Raw genomic sequence first — 18,921 nt, forward strand, 5'->3', positions numbered from 1 at the left:
GAGAATGACGACAAGGCAGGCGTCCGGAATGCGTCGGCGGCGCACGTCCCGGGGATCGGGTCGTGCGCCGCCGTCGACGTGCTGATATCGCGGTGAGGCGGTGCGCTCAGAGCTTCGCCTTGATCTTGGCGATGCGCTCCTCGCGCTTCTCCTTGCGTTCGGCCTTCTTCGCCTCCTTCGCCTTCTCGCGGGCGGCGTCGGCGGCGGCGATCGCCGCGTCCTCGGCGGCGGCGACCTCGTCGAGGACCTCGTCCTCGGGCCGACGCAGGAGCTCGGCACCCGTCGACTTCGCGAAGTCGTCGAGAACGGCGGGATCGGTCTCCTCGACTTCGGCGATGACGCCGGTCCTGCCGGCGGGCAGGGCGCTGCTGAACACGGTGAGGGCGTCGTCAGCGTCGAACGTGCGCTCGGCGTCGACGGTCGAGCCGATGAGGGCACCGGTGGCGAATCCGAGGAGGACGCCGAGGGGGCCGCCGAGGATGCCGATGAGCGCCCCGATGCCGCCTCCCCCGAGAGTGGAGAGTCCGAGGTCGTTGTCCTGCCCGTCGGTGACACGCAGCTGACCGCGATCGTTGCGTTCGACGACGGCGGAGGCGACGATCGTGATCGCTGCGGAGTCGAGGTCGCGGAACTTGCTGAAGGCCTCATAGGCGGTGCTCGAGTTGTCCCAGGTGAGGAGGACGATGTTGGTTTCTGACATGGCGCTTCCCTTCGCAGATGGCGGATGGGTGGGGATGGCGGTCGGGGAAGGCTCGGCTCGCCGGTGCCGGGTCACCCAGACAACCACCCCTGCGATGAGGGGTCCAGAGCACGATCGTTTTCACAGGACTCCCTCAGATCCGAGCGGACGATCGACCGAGGCCGCGTGGGAGGTCGAGGGCGGCGGTCAGTCGAGGTCGCGGCGGGCCATCGTCTGGGCCGCGCGTGCCGCGTAGTCCTCAGGTGCCGGGTAGCCGACCCCGGTGAGGACGAGTCCGTGGGCGGGGGTGACGAACATCGGCCCCTCGGGGGCGATCCCGGCATCCGCCTCGGCGAGGAGTTCGGCGGGACGGGTGACCGGCCACGCTCCCGACCCGACCCGGATGAGCCCGCCGACGAGCGCCCTGACCATGTGATGGCAGAACGCGTCGGCACGCAGGTCGATGGTGATCACGGCGTCGTCGTCGCGGACGACGTCGAGGTCGTGGAGGGTGCGGATCGTCGTCGCCCCCTCCCGCGGTTTGCAGAAGGGAAGGAAGTCGTGGAGTCCGCGCGCCTCGTCGGCGGCCTCGGCCATCGCCTCGGCGTCGAGTTCGCCCTTGTGGCGGGGGGTGACCGCGGTGAGGAGCGGATCGACGAAGGACCGATGATCGGCGAGGCGGTAGCGGTAGGAGCGCCACAGCGCGGAGAAGCGCGCGTCGAAGTCCGCGGGAGCCTCGCTCACGGCGTGGACGACGAGGTCGTCGGAGCCGTCGGCGGTGAGCACCCCGCGCAGACGCGAGAGCAGCGCCGTCTCCGCGGTTCGGGACGAGCGTCCGACGAGCCGGGCGATGGCCTCGTCGCCGAGGTCGAGGTGGACGACCTGGCGCCTCGCGTGGACGCCGGCGTCGGTGCGTCCGGCGACGACGGCGGCCACCTCGGTGCCGGCGACCCGGGCCAGACCGTCCTCGAGCTTGCCTTGGACGGTGCGCAGGCCCGGCTGCTTCGCCCAGCCGTGGAAGTCGGTGCCCCGGTAGCCGAGGTCGATGCGGAACCGGGTCATGCCTCGACCGTTCCCCGGCCGGTGCGGTCCCCGGTGCTGGTGCGGCCCTCGGTGCCGGCAGGACCGTCCGCCTCGGCGCGACGGGGGTCCGTGCCGTCTCGGGAGGAGTCCTCTGTGAAGTGCTCCCGGGGGCGGAAGACGCGGCCGAAGAGGCGGGAGAGGAAGCGGGCGCGCTGCCGGTGGTAGCGGTCGACGTTGGCGTTGTAGAGCCGGCTCACGGCGACGATCCGTTCGGAGAGGACGGTGAGCTGGCCATGGAGGAGGAGGACGGTGGTCTCGAGCTCGTCGCGCATCCCCGCCTGCACCGAGGTGGCCGCGTCGGCGCCTCCGCTGGGGGTGGTCGGGATGAGGGCCGCACCGTCGATCGCCGTGGACAGGGCGTTCTCGGCGGCCGCTCCGCGCGGGCCGAAGACGGCGCGCTCGGCTGAGGCGAGGGCGAGTTCGAGGCTGCTCAGGTCCCGGGTGGTCACCTGCTGCAGGGTGCCGATGTAGGCGGGGACGAGGGCGTGCCGGGCCTTGAGTTCGACGACGAGCTGCCGTTTGGCCTCGTCGCAGAGGGAACGGGCCATCGAGAGCTGGTTGAACCGAAGGATGGTGAGCATGACCGCAGCGACGAGGAGGACGGAGACCGCAGCGGCGGCGATGATGGTCCAGACCACGCGCAGTCCTCCCCTCTCGTGCCGGCCGCGCCCAGCCCGCGGGCGCGGTACAAGTTTACGTGGGGTTCACCCCCGCCGCGAACGGGTCGGTCACCGGTCACCGGACGTCTGCCTGAGTGAACTGATTTCGGCAACTCGTCGCCGACACTTCGCCTCCGAGTCGTCGCGTCTTCACCATGGGAGCGTCCACTGGGTGGTGTGAGAGTAGCGATCATTGCAGAATCCTTCCTCCCCAACATGAACGGGGTCACCCACTCACTGCTGCGGGTCCTCGACCACCTGTCCGATCGCGGCGACGAGGTCCTCGTCATCGCTCCCGGCACCCGACGCGACGGACCCAAAGAGGTCTCCGGCGCGAAGATCGTCCGGGTCCCCTCGATCGCCCTGCCGAAGTACCGGCGCATCCGCGTCGCCCCGGGCGGCGTCACCCGCATCCGCCGCCTCCTCGAGCGGTTCTCCCCCGACGTCGTCCACCTGGCCAGCCCCTTCGTCCTCGGGTGGCGCGGTGTGCTCGCCGCGCAGAGCCTCGGTCTGCCGACCGTGGCGATCTACCAGACCGAGGTCCCCGCCTACGCCGCCCGCTACGGCATGCACGGCATCGAGGCGGTGCTCTGGACCCACGTCCGCAACCTCCACCAGCACGCCTCGCTCACACTCGCCCCGTCGTCGTACACGATCGATCAGCTGCGCAGGCTCGGCGTCGCCGAGGTCGACCACTGGGCGCGCGGCGTCGATTCGACCCGTTTCGACCCGTCCCACCGCTCCGAGCAGTGGCGACGGTCGGTGGCACCGAACGGGGAGCGGATCATCGGCTTCGTCGGCAGGCTGGCCGCCGAGAAGCAGGTCGAGGACCTCGCGGTGCTCGCCGACATCCCCGATGCGAAGCTCGTCATCGTCGGTGACGGTCCGTGGCGGGCGAAGCTCGAGCGGCTCCTGCCGAGCGCCCACTTCACCGGGTTCCTCGGCGGCGACGCACTCGCCCAGGCGGTCGCGAGCTTCGACCTCATGGTCGCCCCCGGCGAGCTCGAGACGTTCTGCCAGACGATCCAGGAGGCCATGGCCTCCGAAGTCCCGGTCATCGCCCCGGCCCGCGGCGGTCCCCTCGACCTCGTCGACTCCTCCCGCACGGGATGGCTCTACACGCCGAAGGATCTCCCTGCCATGCGTGCCCACGTCGTCGACCTCCTCGGCGACGAGGCGAAGCGTCGGGCCTTCGGCATCGCCGGCCGCGAGCAGGTCCTCAGCCGTTCGTGGAAGAGCGTGTGCTCACAGCTCGTCGGCCACTACTCGCGGGCGATCGAGAACCCGGCCCCGCAGGTGATGGGTCGCAGCTTCACGGTCCTCTCCTGGGCCGGTGCCGAGGGCACGACCGCCCGCTGAGAACCCTCCTCGCGCCGAGCCGGACACTTCGCGCCGAGACCGACGCTTCTTAGTGTCGGTCTCGGCGGTCTCGGTGGCTCAGGGCGTCACTTCCCCGTCCATTCCGCGACGGTGAGGACGTCGGACTGCCACGGGAAGACCTCCTCGGTGAGCACGCGATGGACCTCCGGGTCGGGATCGGCGCAGGCATCGGAGAGCACCGTGACGCCGAAGTCGAGGTCGGCGGCCTGTCGCCACGTCGCAAGCACGACACCGCGGGTGGCCACGCCGGTGAGGACGAGGTTCGTCGCCCCGAGGCCCGCGAGGACGGTGGCGAGGTCGCTGCCGGAGAATGCGCCGACGCGGCGCTTGGTCACGAGCGGTTCGTCCTCCTTCCGGCCGAGCACCTCGAGGATCTGCGTCGAGTCGCTGTCCTCGCTGAGGTCGCCGAGGGCGGCGATGCGCTGGAACGGCGAGGTCTCGGGCAGTTCGGGGTACCCCGGGCGCAGGGCCACCCGGACCCACACGACGGGGATCCCGGTCTCCCGGGCGTGGGCGAGCGCTTCGCGCACGCGGTCCATGATGGGGGCCTCGGCGAGGCCGCCGGCGATGCCGTTCTGGAAGTCCATGGCGAGCAGGACAGTGCCATCGGTCATGATTCGCTCCTCTTCTGCAGGTCAGGCGGCCTGCATGCCCGAGGATACCCCTCCTGCGCGACGCTGAGGCGAACGTCAGTCGACGATGCCGCGGGCGTCGAGCGCCCGCCCGGTGTCCTGCGCGTACTTGACCGAGCGGAGGATCGCGGGGACGACCCGTGCCTTGAGGCTCGTCTCGAGGCCACGGGCGCGGGCAGCCCGGTCCGCCTCGGCGAGCAGACCCGAGAGATGGGAGATCGCCCGGACCATGAGGCTCGCCGTGAGCGCGATGACCCCGGGATCGACGCCGAGGCGGCGCAACGGGGAGACGATGACCGCGAAGGCGTCGAGGAGCTCGCCGATCGTCGTCGTCAGGGTGAGCAGGAGCGCCGCCTGGACGCACGCGAAGACGGTGCCGGCGACGACGAGCCCCGCCTCGAGGTTGCCGAAGAGGTACTGGAGTCCGATGACGATGGCGACGAGGACCGCCGCGTAGGCCCACGGGATGAGGAAGCGGCGCAGCGGGAGCCGCGCGCTCAGTCCGAGGACGACGAGGACGACGAAGATCGACCAGTTGACGACTCCGTTGCGGAAGACGAGTGCGGTCAGCCCGATGACGGCGATCGCCGCGAGCTTCCATCCCGTCGGCACGCGGTGGAGCCACGTCGACGTCCGCACGACCCGGCCGAAGAGCTGGGGACGCGTTCGGATGCCGGTGCGTCTGCCGGCGCGCCGACTCGGCCTCGGCCGCGAACGCGTCGGGGGAGCCTCACTCATGGGTCTCGCTCATGATGATCTCCCGGTAGGCGGCGACCGCCTCGGCGGGGGTGGAGTCCCAGGCGATGCGTCCGTCGTCGACGACGATCGCGCGGTCGGCGATCGAGGCGAACTCAAGGTCGTGGGTGGAGAAGACGATGCGCACCCCGCGCCGCTCGACGAGGTCGGCCAGACGGGTGCGCAGGCGCTCTCGATTGCGCAGATCGAGCAGGGTCGTCGGCTCGTCGAGGACGAGGATCTGCGGGTCGACGGCGAGGACGGCTGCGAGCGCGACGAGCTGACGCTGGCCTCCGGAGAGCTCGTAGACGCTGCGGTCGGCGAGATCGGCGATCCCGAGTTCGTCGAGGACGGTCAGTGCCGGCGCCCGCCGCTGCCCGCGGGGCACCCGCCTGCGCAGGGAGAGCTCGATGTCCTCGAGCGGGGTGGGCATGACGAGCTGAGCCGCCGGATCGGTGAAGACGAACCCCACCCGGGCACGCACATCGGCGGGATGCCTGGCCGGATCGAGGCCGTCGATGAGGACCTGCCCGGCGCTTGCGGTGACGAGGCCGTTGAGGAGCTGGAGCAGCGTCGACTTTCCCGAGCCGTTGGCGCCGATGACGGCGACCGAGGGTTCGCTCAGCCGCAGGTCGACGCCGTCGAGGATCGACCGGTGCGCCTCGCCGTCGGGGGTGTCGTCGATGACGCCGACGGACACCCCGGTCAGGGCGATCTCCCGGACCCCCGCCTCGGCGGACGCGGCGGACCCGGCCCCCGCCTCGGCGGGCGGAGGGGAACCGGCAGAGCGCTCAGGTCGGCGGCGCAGGATCACGGCGTGTCCGTCACCTGGGGGCGTGCGCCTCGGCGACGGAGGATGTCGGGGAAGGCGCGGTGGATGAGGAGGGCCACGGACACGGAGAGGACGGTCTTGACGATGTCGCCGGGCCAGTAGATGAGGTCGGCTGCGGCGGCGACGCCGAGCGGGAGGTCGCCGTTGATCGACATCCCGAGGATGCCGAGGGGATGGACGATGAGCAGGCTCGCGGCCAGGGCGCCGACGAACATCGCGGCCCACAGGCGTCCGCCGCGGAACCGGCGCAGCGCCCAGCGGGCGGCGATTCCGGCGGCGAGCGCGTAGAGGGTGAAGGCGAGGATGTAGCCGGCGCTCGGGCCGGCGAGGACGGCGATGCCCCCGCGCATCCCGGAGAAGATCGGGAGTCCGATGAGGCCGAGGACGACGTAGAGGCCGGTCGCGGCCGCAGCCCGCCACGGTCCGAGGACGAGTCCGGTGAGCGCGATCGCGAAGGTCTGCAGGGTGATCGGCACCCCGAGCGGGCCGACGGGGATGGGCGGGAGCATCGCGAACGCGGCGATGAGGGCGGCGAAGACGGCGATGAGGGCGATGTCACCGGCCCGGCTCGCGGGCTTGGGCGAGACGGATGCCGCCGAGGCGGGGCTGGACGATGCGTGTGTCATGAGTTCTCCGTGGGTCGGGTCTGGCCCGGGTCCCACCCGGGCTGACCCCACCCTAACTGAACACCGTTCAGGAGTTGTCGGCGGGGCACAGTTCGCGCCCCGACTACTTGGACTCCTGAGCGGTGCTCACTCCCATTCGATCGTGCCCGGGGGCTTCGAGGTGACGTCGAGGACGACGCGGTTGATGTCGTCGACCTCGTTGGTGATCCGGTTCGAGATCACCGAGAGCGTGTCGTAGGGGATCCGCGTCCAGTCGGCGGTCATCGCGTCCTCGCTCGAGACGGGGCGGAGGACGACGGGGTGGCCGTAGGTCCGTCCGTCGCCCTGGACGCCGACGGAGCGGACGTCGGCGAGGAGGACGACGGGGCACTGCCAGATCTCGGCGTCGAGGCCGGCCTTGGTCAGCTCCTCGCGGGCGATCGCGTCGGCACGGCGGAGGATCGCGAGGCGGTCCTCGGTGACCTCGCCGATGATGCGGATGCCGAGTCCCGGTCCGGGGAACGGCTGGCGGGAGACGATCGCCTCGGGCACGCCGAGCTCGCGGCCGATCGAGCGCACCTCGTCCTTGAACAGGGTGCGCAGGGGTTCGATGAGCTGGAACTGGATGTCCTCGGGCAGACCGCCGACGTTGTGGTGGCTCTTGATGTTCGCCGTGCCCGAACCGCCGCCGGATTCGACGACGTCGGGGTAGAGGGTGCCCTGGACGAGGAAGCCGATCTCCTCGCCCTCGTCCTTGGCCTCGCGGACGAGTTCGGCAGCGGCCTGCTCGAAGGTGCGGATGAACTCGCGGCCGATGATCTTCCGCTTCTCCTCCGGGTCGGTGACCCCGGCGAGCTGAGTGAGGAACCGCTCCCGGGCGTCGACGGTGACGAGCCGGACGCCGATCGAGTCGACGTAGTCGTTCTCGACCTGTTCCCGCTCGCCTTCGCGCAGCAGTCCGTGGTCGACGAAGACGCACGTGAGCTGGTCGCCGATGGCCTTGTGGACGAGGGCGGCGGCGACCGAGGAGTCGACTCCGCCCGAGAGCGCGCAGATGACCTGCTTGTCGCCGACCCGGTTGCGGATGAGTTCGACCTGCTCGTCGATGACGGACTCGTTCGTCCAGTCGGCGTCGAGGCCGGCGACGCGGTAGAGGAAGTTCTCGAGGATCTTCTGCCCGTTCTCGGAGTGGAGGACCTCGGGGTGCCACTGGACGCCGGCGAAGCGGCGCTCAGCGTGCTCGAAGGCCGCGACCGGGGTGTCCGGGGTCGAGGCGAGGACCGTGAAGTCCGCGGGCGCCTCGGCGACGGAGTCCCCGTGGGACATCCAGACCTTGTAGGCGTCGGGCGTCTCGGCGAGCAGCGCACCCTGGTCGGCGACGGTGACCGGGGTCGACCCGTACTCGCGCTTGTCGGTCTTCGCCACCCGTCCGCCGAGGCTCGTCGACATGAGCTGGAAGCCGTAGCAGATGCCCATCGTCGGCACCCCGAGGTCGAAGACGGCCGTGTCGAAGGGCGGGGCGGCCTCGTCGTTGACGCTCGAGGGTCCACCGGAGAGCACGATGGCCACCGGGTTCTTGGCCGCGAACTCGGCCGCCGGGGTGTCATGGGCGATGATCTCGGAATACAGTCCCGCCTCGCGGATCCGGCGGGCGATGAGCTGCGCGTACTGCGCGCCGAAGTCGACCACGAGGACAGGAGGCACCTGTGTGCTCTGGGTTTGCGTCATGCGCCCAATTCTAGACGGCGTCGGCGCACCTCCCGAACCGCGGGTTCGGGCGCACTTCGACGCCTGCTGCGGGGCGCGGTGCCGGGGCTCGGCTCAGCTCTTCGGGCTGGGTCTCAGCTCTTCGGGCTGGGTCTCAGCACTTCGGGGCGGGTCTCAGCTCTTCGGGGCGACGACGACCGCTGCGGCGAGTTCGGCTTCGACCTGACGGTGGATGCGGCGTTCGAGGATGAACGACATCACGGGCACGACGCCGGCGAGCGCGAGGACGAGGTAGCGGCCGAGGCTCCACCGCATCTGCTGGTTGAGCCAGAAGCAGCCGATGAGGTAGACGACGTAGCACCAGCCGTGGCTGATGGCGATTGCGGCGGCGAGGTTGAAGTCGCCGAACATCAGCGCGGTCTTCGGGTCGGCGGCGATGAGGTACTTGTAGATCATCTCGACCGTGAGGATCATGAGCATGGTGCCCGTGATGATCGCCATCACACGGTAGAACTTCAGCGCATTGCGCGCCGAGGTGAAGCGCTTGACGCTCCACACGTTGGCCTCATCGATCTCGGGGCGGGAATCGAGGTTCGGGTCGTCGCTCACGCTTCGGGTCCTCCGGTCGGTGTTCTCTGGTCTCGGTGCCTGCGCGGCTTCGTCCCGCCGTGCCGGTGTGCGGGCAGTCCGGTGAGCCCGGACATCACCTCGGGGTCGATCCGCGACTCGCCTGCGGGCTTGACGACGACGTACTCGACGTCGCCTGTCGAGCCCTGTGGATCTCCGTCGCCGAGGCGGCGGCCGAGGTAATCGTCACGGAGCAGCTGCCACCACATGTAGAGGGCCATCGCTGCGAAGATCAGCCATTCGATCGCGTAGACGGCCGACTGGATGTCGAATCCGCCCTCGTCGCGGGTCGTCGTCGTCGGCACCTGGACGAGTCCGCCGGTGCCCACCGAGGCGCCTGCGCCGGCCTCGGTCTCGGGAATGAGGAATCCCGAGTAGGTGAGGAGGTCGGGGAAGAGGTTGATCAGCTGCGAGGTCGAGACCGTGCGCACCTGCCCCTCGGGCAGGTCCGATCCGGGTTCGGGACCCTCGACGGGTCCGATCCGGGCCTCCATCTCGACCGACCCCTCCGCGGCACGGGAGTTCATCGCCGTGGTCTCATCGGTGGTGAAGCCGCGCACGACGGGGATGGCGATCGTCTTGCCCTCGGTCTCCGCGACCGCTCCCTCGCCGAGGCGGGCACCGTCGGGAGCGAACATCGTCACCACCCAGTAGCCCTCCTTGCCGTCCTGGACCCGTCCGGGCAGGACGACCTGGGCGTCGGGCAGCCACCGGCCGGTCAGCGAGACCCGCTGGTCGGCGAGGATGCCGGGCATCGGCGCCTGCGCGCCCATGACGTCGTTGAACGGTTTGAGCTCATCGACGTCTGCGGCCGCGACGACGTCGTTCTTGTGCTGCGCCCGGTCGACCTGCCACGCCGAGAGGCCGACGAAGCAGCTGACGAGGACGAGCACGAAGAGCAGCGACCCCAGCCATTTGGGAGTGAGGGCCAGACGGAACAGATCAGACCACCGATCCAGGCTGGTAGGGCGAGACGGTGACGTCGACGCGCTGGAACTCCTTGAGGTCGACGTACCCGGTGGTCGCGAGCGCCCGGCGCAGAGCACCGGCGAGGTTGAGCTCGCCGATCGCCGTGCGCCCGGGACCGAAGAGGACCTGCTCGAGGCTGCCGACGGTGCCGAGCTCGACGCGGTGGCCGCGCGGCAGCTGCGGGTGGTGGGCCTCGGCGCCCCAGTGCATCCCGCGCCCGGGCGCCTCGGTGGCGCGGGCGAGGGCGGTGCCGAGCATGACGGCGTCGGCGCCGACGCCGAAGGCCTTGACGATCTCCCCGCTCGTGCCCAGTCCGCCGTCGGCGATGACATGGACGTAGCGGCCGCCGGACTCGTCCATGTAGTCACGCCTGGCGGCGTGGACATCGGCGATGGCCGTGGCCATGGGTGCGTGGATGCCCAGCGTGCGCCGCGTCGTCGCCGCCGCTCCCCCGCCGAAGCCGACGAGGACGCCGGCCGCACCGGTGCGCATGAGGTGGAGGGCGGCCGTGTACGTCGCGGCACCGCCGACGATGACGGGGACGTCGAGTTCGTAGATGAACTGCTTGAGGTTGAGCGGCTCGGCCTGCGAGGAGACGTGCTCGGCCGAGACGGTCGTGCCGCGGATGACGAAGATGTCGACGCCGGCATCGACGACGGTCTTGTAGAACTGCTGGGTCCGCTGCGGGGTCAGGGCACCGGCCACGGTGACGCCCGCTTCGCGGATCTCCTCGAGGCGGGCGGTGATGAGGTCGGCGCGGATCGGCTCCGAGTAGAGCTCCTGCATCCGGGCGGTCGCCATGTCACCGGGCAGCTGGGCGATCTCGGCGAGCAGGGGGGCGGGATCCTCATAGCGGGTCCACAGGCCTTCGAGGTCGAGGACGCCGAGGCCGCCGAGCCTGCCGAGGGAGATCGCGGTGTCCGGGGACATCGCGGAGTCCATGGGAGCGCCGATGAAGGGGAGATCGAAGTGGTAGGCATCGATCTGCCACGACAGGGAGACGTCCTCGGGGTCGCGCGTGCGACGTGCGGGGATGATCGCGATGTCGTCGAGCGAATACCCGCGACGACCGCGCTTGCCTTTGCCGATCTCGATTTCAGAACTCACGCGCACAGCCTATCCCACCGGGACTCAGCCGGGTCTCAGGCAGCTGTGAGGCTCGGGGTCACGCGCGGCCGCGTTTCGGGTGCCGCGCCGGGATCACGCTGCGGCCGCGCCGGCGCCTCCCCGAGGAGGATCCGATGCGATTCTGAGCCCGGTTTCGACTCGGATCCACCTCGTGGGCACCACCGCGGGGAGGACGTGCGGTGCAGCGGAGGACGTGCGGTCACAGGTGCGACGTGCGGTGAGAGGTGCGAAGCGCAACCCGCGGTGTGACGCGTGAGACAGGGCGCGGGGCACGGATGGCGAGGCGGACGACGCAGCTCCAGGTAACGGCGCGGGCCGGTTCTCAGGGGACGCGGTCGGCGGCGACCGCCTCGGCGGCGGAGGCGAAGGCCCGCACATGTGGCAGGTGCGCCTCCCGGTCGCGGACGTGCATGACGACCCGGCGGACGGGGACCGGATCGGTGAGGTCGACGGCGGTGAGACCGGCGGGCAGGTGGACGGTCGAGAGCCGAGGAAGGACGGTGATGGCGAGATTCGCGCCGACGAGGGCGAGGGCGGCGTCATCGTCCTCGGAGGCCGCGAACATCGTCGGTTCGAACCCGGCGGCGGCGCACGCGAGTTCGACGACGCGGCTCGTCGGCCCGCTCCACAGGTCGTAGTCGACCCACCGTTCGGCGGCGAGTTCGTAGAAGGGCACGGACCCCCGCTGTGCGAAGGGATGGCGGGTGGAGACGACGACCCGGTAGTCGTCGTCGAAGAGCACCGTCCGCGACATCCCCGGCAGGTGCACCTCCTCATCCTGGGGGACTTCGTTGCGGATCTCGATCGTGCAGTGGCTGCGCCGGACCTTCGCGGGCTCGTTGAGCTGGATGTCGAAGCGCAGGTCCTCATGCGCGAGCGCGACGGGGGCGATGATGTCGGGCAGGAGGACGGCGTTGAACGAGGTGAAGGCCGCGATGCGCATGCGCGGACGCGAGACCGTGCGGTAGCTCTCGACGAGGCTGTCGAGGCGACCGAGGCCGGTGAAGACGTCAGCGGACTCCTCGGCGAGCCTGCGACCGAGCTCGGTCACCTCGATGCCACGGCCCGATCTCCGATAGAGCGGGGCGCCGACGGCCTTCTGCAGCGTCGTGATGTGCTGACTGACGGTGGCCGGGGTGTAGTTGAGGCTGCGCGCGGCGGCGACGACGGAGCCCGTCGCGACGACGGCCCGCCACACGCGCAGACGCTGGAGATCCCACATGGGAGACAGCCTATCCGAGAATCGTTCGGTTCGGCCTGATGATCATTCGTCAATGATTGCTTTTCCTGATGCCTGACATGGGTGAGAATGATTCAGGCGCGGTCGACGACCGCGCCCATCCCCGCCTGTCCCCGCAGCACCCCTCGCCGCACCAGTCGCACCACCGCACGATCGGCACCACGCACGATCAGCACCACCGCACGTTCCGCACCACCATTCGGAGGAGTCCCATGACCGGTCCTGAGCTCATCACCATCGCCGGAGCCGCCACCGTCCTCGCCGTCACCCCCGGACCCGAGACGATCCTCACCGTCAGGCTCTCGGCGCTCCGCCGCAAGGCAGGGCTCATCTACTCCCTCGGTTCGGCCACGGGCATGACGATCTGGATGGTCGCAGCGCTCACCGGCATCTCCGCACTGCTCACCGCCTACCCCTCGGCGCTGCTCGTGCTCAAGATCGTCGGCGGTGCCTACCTCTGCTTCCTCGGCGTCCTCGCCGCCCGGCAGGCACTGCGGATCCGATCCGAGCTGCGTGGGGCTCCCCTCGGCCCGGTCGGTGAGATCGCCGCGGCCAGTGACGACATCGTCTCGGACGGCTCGCTCGTCGAGGCCCCGGTCACTGCCGGACACCCGTGGGGCCAGCTGCGATCGGTCATCTCCTACCGCCGCGGCCTGCTCTCGTCCCTGAGCAACCCGAAGGCGGGACTCTTCTTCCTCGCCGTCATGCCGACCCTCGTTCCCGCATCCCCGGCGGGCACAGACTACGTGCTCCTCGTCGCGATCGTCGTCGGCCTACTCCTCGCCTACCAGATCATGCTGGCCCTCATCGCCGGTCTCGCCGCGGCCGCCCTCCAGCGCCGCAGCACCGATTTCTGGATCGAGGCGGTCTCCGCAGGCATCCTCGTCGTCATGGGCATCACCGTCGCCGCGCTGCCGATGTGACGCAGGCTGCGGGGCACTCACCCGCCCGCCACGGGGCGCGGGCCAGTCACTCGCAGCACCGGAAACCGTTCACCGGCCCAGCGACGCTCCCCTACCGCTCACCTGCCCGCCGCGTTTGATTCACTTTTCGCCCGATCAGTCGGTTCGGAACCCGACCCATCGGGCGGAAAGTGACTCGTTGCAGGCGGCGTGCGGCAGAACCCGACCGGTCTGGCGGAAAGTGACTCGTATCGACTTCCGACGCGACACGACGGCGCCGGTGCCCGAGATCGCTCTCGGGCACCGGCGCCGTTGACAGTGCAGTCGCTCAAGTCAGCCGGGGGTTGGCCGCTCCCGGCAGATGGCACCGGGAGCGGCGTCGACTCACCTGCTGTGGTTGGGACCGTCGCCCAGCGGGCCGTCACTGAACGGTCCGTCGCCCACTCCCCCGCCGCCGGGACCCGTGGCACCGGGGCGACCGCCGAGCGGGTCGGCACCAGGCGTGCTGCCGGGGGTGCCGCTGCCGGGCGTACGGCCGAGACCGGACGCCGCACCGGGCCGGCCCGCGGCACCGGTACGGTCACCTGCGGCGTCACCGGTCGCGGCATCGACCGCCTCGGCGGCCTCATCCTCGACCTTGTCGAGCAGCCTGGCCGCCGCATTCCGTCCGCCGAGGCCGAAGGCGAGCGCCGCGGCAGCCGCGCCGCCGATGACGACGGCGCCGAAGGCGAGGTTGATGATCGAATCGGCGATGCCCATGTAGCGCAGACCCATGGCGATGAAGAGGGCGATCGCCGAGTAGCGCAGCACCTTGCTCGCGATGCTGTTGGTGATGAACCGCCCGATGATCCCCGCGATGAGGAAGCCCGCTGCGATGATCACCGCACCGAAGAGGACGCTGCCGCCGAGGGCGAGGATCTCATTGAGGATCCGCGTGATCTCCGGGAAGCCGAGCATCCGGGTGGCCATGATCGCGAAGAAGATCATGATCGCGATCTGGACGATCTTCGTGATCACCGAGGACGCGCTCGTGCCCTCGGGGACGATGCCGATCGACTCGATGGCCCGGTCGGTGCCGACACCGCGGAGGATCTCCTCGAGGAGGTTGCCGAGGAACTTCGCGATCGCGAAGCCGATGGCGAGCAGGATCGCCGCGGCGACGATGAGCGGAATGGCGTTGAGGAACATCTCGAGCATCTGCTGCGCAGGGCCGGAGATCGCGGCGATCCCGAGCACCTGGAGTGCGGCGATCGAGACGACGATGATGATGATTCCGAAGACGACGTTGCCGACGAGGTTGGAGATGCGGGCGTTCGCCTCGGCCTCCGGTGACCGTCCCATCGACTGACCGGGGTGACCCTGACCCTGGTGACCCTGTTGCGGGTGACCCTGACCCTGGTAGCCCTGCGGCGGCTGTCCGGCCTGGCCGTGCTGCATCGTCTGGCCGGGACCCGACTGACCGAAGCCCGGCTGGCCCGGACCCTGCTGACCGGGACCAGGCTGACCGGGACCCACAGGACCGCTCTGCTGGGGTCCGCCCTGCTGCACCTGGTCGAAGGCGGCGGTCTGCTGTCCGGGTGCCTCACGACGACGGAAGCCTCCGTCGGAGTCGGCGACGCTGACGGCGCGGTCACCGATGGAGCGGAACTTCGCGGTGATCTTCGTCAGGTCGACGGCACCGAGCGCGGTGACGACGAGCTGTTTGGCGATCTTCGCGAAGACGTAGCCGATGAGGAAGATGAAGCCCGCGCCGATGATGTTCGGCAGGAAGCTGAAGATCCCGTTCGCCAGACCCTGCAGCGGCGTGAGCACCTGGTCGAGGGCGAAGAGCTGGAGGACGGCGATGAGGCCGAGGATCCAGATGATGAGCCCGGCGATCTGACCGACGGATCTGCCGACCTGCTGCCCGTTGTGCCCGTCTCTCTGCAGAGCGGGGACCTTCGCCACGAGTTTCGCGATCGCCCATTTGACGATCGAGGCGACGATCCAGGTGACGATGAGAATGACGATTGCAAGGCCCACATTGATGAGGACCGGCCATATGTCCTGCATTTCCGTTGTCTCCTTCGGATGCTGCGACTAACAAGGCTTCTTTGTCACTTGCTATTTCGGAGCCTATTCCGGCTCTTCGCAGCTGAGAGTGTAGTCGGGTTGGGCGCGTCGGTCGCTGGATAGGGGTCGAGGCCCTCCGAGGATGGAAGTTCTGACACTGCCCATCCTGAGGACCTCGACATGGATCACGCTACCTTCGTTCGCCCTGACCTGACCACGTTCTGCCGTCTCGACGAGCTCGGCCTCGAGGCCGTCGGACAGCGGGTTGAGCCTGATCGTGCGGTGATCCAGTGCCGGGTCCTGGAGCCGGACCCGTGGTGCAGGGAGTGCGGGGCCGAGGGCGTGCCCCGAGACACGGTGATCCGCCGGTTGGCGCACGAGCCGTTCGGGCACCGGCCCACGACCTTGATGGTCCGGGTCCGCCGGTACCGGTGTGTTACCTGCCGTCGGACGTGGCGGCAGGACACGTCGAAGGCCGCGGCGCCGCGGGCGAAGATCACCCGTGGCGGGGTGGGCTGGGCGCTGACCGGTGTGGTCGTGGACCACCTCACCGTCAGCCGCGTCGCTGCCGGGCTGGGAGTGTCCTGGCATACCGCCAACGAGGCGGTCATCGCCGAGGGCAAGCGGGTGCTGATCGACGATCCGGCCCGGTTCGCCGGGGTCACCACCATCGGGGTCGATGAGCACGTGTGGCGTCACACGCGCCACGGCGACAAGTACGTGACCGTGATCATCGACCTCACCCCGGCCCGGAACAAGTCCGGGCCCGCGCGGCTGCTGGACATGGTCGCGGGCCGGTCGAAGGCCGTGTTCAAGCAGTGGCTGGCCGATCGTCCTCGGGCGTGGCGGGACGGGGTGGAGGTCGTCGCGATGGACGGGTTCACCGGGTTCAAGACCGCTGCCGCCGAAGAGCTACCCACCGCAGTACCGGTCATGGATCCGTTCCACGTCATCCGTCTGGCAGGTGAGGGACTGGACCGGTGCCGGCAGCGCGTCCAGCAGCACACCCTCGGGCACCGGGGCCGGGCCGGGGACCCGCTCTACCGGGCGCGGCGGACCCTGCAGACCGGCGCGGACCTGCTCACCGACACCCAGCGCGCCCGGCTGGACACGGTATTCGCGGCAGACGAGCACGTCCAGGTCGAAGCGACCTGGGGCATCTACCAGCGGATGGTCGCCGCCTACCGCGAGCCCAACAAGACCACGGGCAAGCAGAGGATGCGAGCGGTCATCGAGTCGGTCGCCAGCGGCGTCCCAGACGCGCTGGTCGAGATCCGCACACTCGGCCGGACGCTGAAGCAGCGCGCCGCAGACGTGCTCGCCTTCTTCGACCGGCCCGGGACCTCGAACGGGCCGACAGAGGCCATCAACGGCCGACTCGAACACCTCCGCGGCTCCGCCCTCGGCTTCCGCAACCTCACCCACTACATCGCCCGATCTCTACTCGAGGCCGGCGGATTCAGACCCCGACTACACCCTCAACTGCGATGAGCCCCTATTCCACGGGTGCACTCTGGACAAGGGTCGTGCGCCTGTCATCTCGAATCATGTCCTGAAATGGGATTAGCGATTGCCGCATTCACGCGTTTATTTCAAGGCCTTAACAATACGTTCATGCGGCGATCACGATTGGGCAACGGAAGGATTTTCAGAACTCGAGCGGTCGATTGTCGATGAGCCTCGTCGTCCCCACGGTGGCGGCGATGAGGAGGAGGGCTGAGCCACGGAACTGCTCGCGCACCGGCTGCAGGGTCGCCGCCTCGACGAGGGCGAGGTAGTGGACGTCGAGGTCGCCGTCGAGAGCCGCGCGGGCGGCTGCGAGGACGTCCTCGGGCAGTCCCCCGTCGGTCAGCGCGGATTCGCCCGCGTCGAGGGCGCGCGGGATCGCCAGCGCCGCGAGCCTCTCCCCCGGGGTGAGATAGTCGTTGCGGCTCGAGACGGCCAGACCGTCCCGGTCGCGCACGACCGGGAGTCCGATGAGCTCGATGTCGAAGTCGAGGTCGGTGATGAGGCGCCGGACGAGGGAGAACTGCTGGATGTCCTTGAGCCCGAAGACCGCGACGTGGGGACGAGTGAGATGGAAGAGCTTCGTCACGACGGTGAGCACCCCGTCGAAGTGGCCGGGGCGGTCCGCACCCTCGAAGATCGCGCCCATCCGCCCCGAGGACACGGTGACCTCCGGCGCCGCGGGGTACATCTCGATGAGTGCGGGGGCGAAGACGAACTCGGCCCCGGCATCCTCGCACATCGCGAGATCGGCCTCGATCGGCCGCGGATACCGGGTGAAGTCCTCCCCCGGACCGAACTGGAGCGGATTGACGAAGAGGCTGACGACGAGGTGGTCGGCCGACTCCCGGGCCCGATCCATGAGCGCCCGGTGCCCCGAGTGCAGCGCACCCATCGTCGGCACCAGCGCGACGGTCCCCGACTGCCGTGCCCGCCACGCCCGCAGCGCTTCGATCCCGCCGATCTCCATCACTCGAAGCTCCTCTCCGGTTCGGGGAACTCCCCAGCCCCCACCTCGGCGACATAGGTCCGCACGGCATCGCCGAGGACCGTGCGCAGGTCGGCGTAGCGCTTGACGAACCGCGGGGACCGACCCGGCCGCAGGCCGGCCATGTCCTGCCACACGAGGACCTGGGCATCGCAGTCGGCCCCGGCGCCGATCCCCACCGTCGGAATCTCCAGCTCCGCGGTGACCTGGGCGGCGAGCGGGGCCGGGACCATCTCCATGACCACGGAGAACGCCCCCGCCGAGGCGACGGCGCGGGCATCCGCGAGCAGCGTCTCTGCCGCATCTCCGCGGCCCTGGACCCGGTACCCGCCGAGGTTGTGCTCGGACTGCGGGGTGAAGCCGATGTGCGCCATGACCGGGATCCCCGCCGAGGTGATCGCCCTGATCCGGGAGGCGACGTGGGCGCCGCCTTCGAGTTTGACGGCGTGGACCTCCGCCTCCTTCATGAACCGGACCGCTGTCGCAACGGCCTGTTCGTCGGAGATCTCGTAGCTGCCGAAGGGGAGGTCGGCGACGACGAGGACGCGGGACGTCGCCTTCGCCACCGCGCGGGCGAGCGGGATGAGCTCATCGACGGTGACCGGCAGGGTCGTGGCATGGCCGTAGACGTTGTTCGCCGCCGAATCGCCGACGAGCAGCGCCTCGACGCCGGACTCCTCGAAGAGCGCGGCCGTGTACTGGTCGTAGCTGGTGAGCATCGCCCAGCGCCGGCCCTCGGCCTTCGCGCGGAGGAGATCGAGGGTGCGGACCCGCCGAGGCGGTCTCGACTCCCCGGCTGCCGTCGGGCTGGACGACCCGTCTCCCCCAGGGGACGCGGCCCCGGCCGCTCCGGGCCCGTAGACGGGCGTCGTCTCGTCTGACTCGGTGGTGCCTGCCGCATCGGGCATGGGAATCCTCTAATGGTTCGGTGGTCTGGGCATGTGCGCCCGTCCTGCCCCGCGGCCTCGCACCGGAGCTGCTCCTCGTCCGAGCGCAGGGACTCCGCGCTCTCGCATGGGAGCCCCGGTTCCTGCGCGGGCCTTCCGATCGAGCATGATCGGCGGTCGCCGCGCGGGGTGTGCGGGCTGGTCGGGACGGCGCCGGCTCGGATCGCGAGCCTGTCACCAGCGTAGAACATCCGCACTGCGCGTGGAGGGCGGCACCGCGGCGGCGGGTGGCCGAGTTGTACTTTACGGA

At 69.9% G+C, this 18,921-nt stretch carries 18 protein-coding genes; 3 read left to right on the forward strand and 15 right to left on the reverse strand.

Annotated features, from left to right (window positions below; all coding sequences use genetic code 11):
* Positions 1 to 106 precede the first annotated feature (106 nt).
* The 3 genes from ACQ1RG_RS00425 to ACQ1RG_RS00435 form a co-directional block, all read right to left on the reverse strand.
* On the reverse strand, positions 107 to 700 hold the full coding sequence (locus ACQ1RG_RS00425; protein WP_009376141.1) for a DUF1269 domain-containing protein: 594 nt from the start codon (positions 698 to 700) through the stop codon (positions 107 to 109).
* 186 nt (positions 701 to 886) lie between these two features.
* Complete coding sequence (truA, locus tag ACQ1RG_RS00430) at positions 887 to 1,741, reverse strand: tRNA pseudouridine(38-40) synthase TruA (protein WP_063249358.1); 855 nt, start codon at positions 1,739 to 1,741, stop codon at positions 887 to 889.
* Entirely contained in the window at positions 1,738 to 2,400 is a 663-nt protein-coding gene (locus ACQ1RG_RS00435; RefSeq protein WP_063249360.1) for a hypothetical protein, read from the reverse strand. The genes truA and ACQ1RG_RS00435 overlap by 4 nt, the downstream gene beginning before the upstream one ends.
* A gap of 237 nt (positions 2,401 to 2,637) precedes the next feature.
* Here ACQ1RG_RS00435 and ACQ1RG_RS00440 point away from each other — a divergent pair, with 237 nt between their 5' ends.
* Positions 2,638 to 3,780, forward strand: coding sequence for a glycosyltransferase family 4 protein (locus ACQ1RG_RS00440; protein ID WP_101624640.1), 1,143 nt, complete (start codon positions 2,638 to 2,640; stop codon positions 3,778 to 3,780).
* An 86-nt stretch (positions 3,781 to 3,866) separates the two neighbouring features.
* Here the strand turns inward: ACQ1RG_RS00440 and ACQ1RG_RS00445 are convergent, their stop codons facing one another.
* The 9 genes from ACQ1RG_RS00445 to ACQ1RG_RS00485 form a co-directional block, all read right to left on the reverse strand.
* On the reverse strand, positions 3,867 to 4,415 hold the full coding sequence (locus tag ACQ1RG_RS00445) for a cysteine hydrolase family protein (protein WP_063249363.1): 549 nt from the start codon (positions 4,413 to 4,415) through the stop codon (positions 3,867 to 3,869).
* Positions 4,416 to 4,490: 75 nt separating this feature from the next.
* The gene (locus ACQ1RG_RS00450; RefSeq protein WP_430600412.1) at positions 4,491 to 5,171 is read right to left on the reverse strand and encodes a CbiQ family ECF transporter T component; all 681 of its coding nucleotides are present in this window, start codon (positions 5,169 to 5,171) and stop codon (positions 4,491 to 4,493) included.
* Complete coding sequence (locus ACQ1RG_RS00455; protein WP_193338252.1) at positions 5,164 to 5,982, reverse strand: energy-coupling factor ABC transporter ATP-binding protein; 819 nt, start codon at positions 5,980 to 5,982, stop codon at positions 5,164 to 5,166. The genes ACQ1RG_RS00450 and ACQ1RG_RS00455 overlap by 8 nt, the downstream gene beginning before the upstream one ends.
* On the reverse strand, positions 5,979 to 6,626 hold the full coding sequence (locus tag ACQ1RG_RS00460) for a biotin transporter BioY (protein ID WP_193338253.1): 648 nt from the start codon (positions 6,624 to 6,626) through the stop codon (positions 5,979 to 5,981). The genes ACQ1RG_RS00455 and ACQ1RG_RS00460 overlap by 4 nt, the downstream gene beginning before the upstream one ends.
* A 126-nt stretch (positions 6,627 to 6,752) precedes the next feature.
* Positions 6,753 to 8,333, reverse strand: a complete 1,581-nt coding sequence (gene guaA / locus ACQ1RG_RS00465; RefSeq protein WP_119296727.1) for a glutamine-hydrolyzing GMP synthase — start codon at positions 8,331 to 8,333, stop codon at positions 6,753 to 6,755.
* A 153-nt stretch (positions 8,334 to 8,486) separates the two neighbouring features.
* The gene (locus tag ACQ1RG_RS00470; protein WP_009376168.1) at positions 8,487 to 8,921 is read right to left on the reverse strand and encodes a DUF3817 domain-containing protein; all 435 of its coding nucleotides are present in this window, start codon (positions 8,919 to 8,921) and stop codon (positions 8,487 to 8,489) included.
* A complete protein-coding gene (locus tag ACQ1RG_RS00475; protein ID WP_009376169.1) occupies positions 8,918 to 9,832 on the reverse strand; it encodes an SURF1 family protein in 915 nt (304 codons plus the stop codon). The genes ACQ1RG_RS00470 and ACQ1RG_RS00475 overlap by 4 nt, the downstream gene beginning before the upstream one ends.
* A gap of 49 nt (positions 9,833 to 9,881) precedes the next feature.
* Entirely contained in the window at positions 9,882 to 11,015 is a 1,134-nt protein-coding gene (locus tag ACQ1RG_RS00480) for a GuaB3 family IMP dehydrogenase-related protein (protein WP_009376170.1), read from the reverse strand.
* A gap of 343 nt (positions 11,016 to 11,358) precedes the next feature.
* A complete protein-coding gene (locus ACQ1RG_RS00485; RefSeq protein WP_009376171.1) occupies positions 11,359 to 12,258 on the reverse strand; it encodes a LysR family transcriptional regulator in 900 nt (299 codons plus the stop codon).
* A gap of 230 nt (positions 12,259 to 12,488) precedes the next feature.
* Between ACQ1RG_RS00485 and ACQ1RG_RS00490 the strand changes: the two genes are divergently transcribed.
* Positions 12,489 to 13,199, forward strand: a complete 711-nt coding sequence (locus tag ACQ1RG_RS00490) for a LysE family translocator (RefSeq protein WP_063249370.1) — start codon at positions 12,489 to 12,491, stop codon at positions 13,197 to 13,199.
* A gap of 363 nt (positions 13,200 to 13,562) precedes the next feature.
* Here the strand turns inward: ACQ1RG_RS00490 and ACQ1RG_RS00495 are convergent, their stop codons facing one another.
* Complete coding sequence (locus ACQ1RG_RS00495; RefSeq protein WP_009376176.1) at positions 13,563 to 15,230, reverse strand: mechanosensitive ion channel; 1,668 nt, start codon at positions 15,228 to 15,230, stop codon at positions 13,563 to 13,565.
* A gap of 180 nt (positions 15,231 to 15,410) precedes the next feature.
* Between ACQ1RG_RS00495 and ACQ1RG_RS00500 the strand changes: the two genes are divergently transcribed.
* Positions 15,411 to 16,721, forward strand: coding sequence for an ISL3 family transposase (locus ACQ1RG_RS00500; RefSeq protein ID WP_036316278.1), 1,311 nt, complete (start codon positions 15,411 to 15,413; stop codon positions 16,719 to 16,721).
* A gap of 157 nt (positions 16,722 to 16,878) precedes the next feature.
* Here the strand turns inward: ACQ1RG_RS00500 and panC are convergent, their stop codons facing one another.
* Both panC and panB read right to left on the reverse strand, forming a co-directional pair.
* Positions 16,879 to 17,706 carry a pantoate--beta-alanine ligase gene (panC, locus tag ACQ1RG_RS00505; RefSeq protein WP_009376180.1) on the reverse strand — a complete coding sequence of 276 codons (828 nt, stop codon included), beginning with the start codon at positions 17,704 to 17,706 and terminating at the stop codon, positions 16,879 to 16,881.
* Complete coding sequence (gene panB, locus ACQ1RG_RS00510) at positions 17,706 to 18,632, reverse strand: 3-methyl-2-oxobutanoate hydroxymethyltransferase (RefSeq protein WP_009376181.1); 927 nt, start codon at positions 18,630 to 18,632, stop codon at positions 17,706 to 17,708. The genes panC and panB overlap by 1 nt, the downstream gene beginning before the upstream one ends.
* Between the last annotated feature and the right edge of the window lie 289 nt (positions 18,633 to 18,921).

It is taken from the genome of Brevibacterium sp. K72 (genome assembly GCF_050562175.1).
GTDB classification, from domain to species: domain Bacteria; phylum Actinomycetota; class Actinomycetes; order Actinomycetales; family Brevibacteriaceae; genus Brevibacterium; species Brevibacterium casei.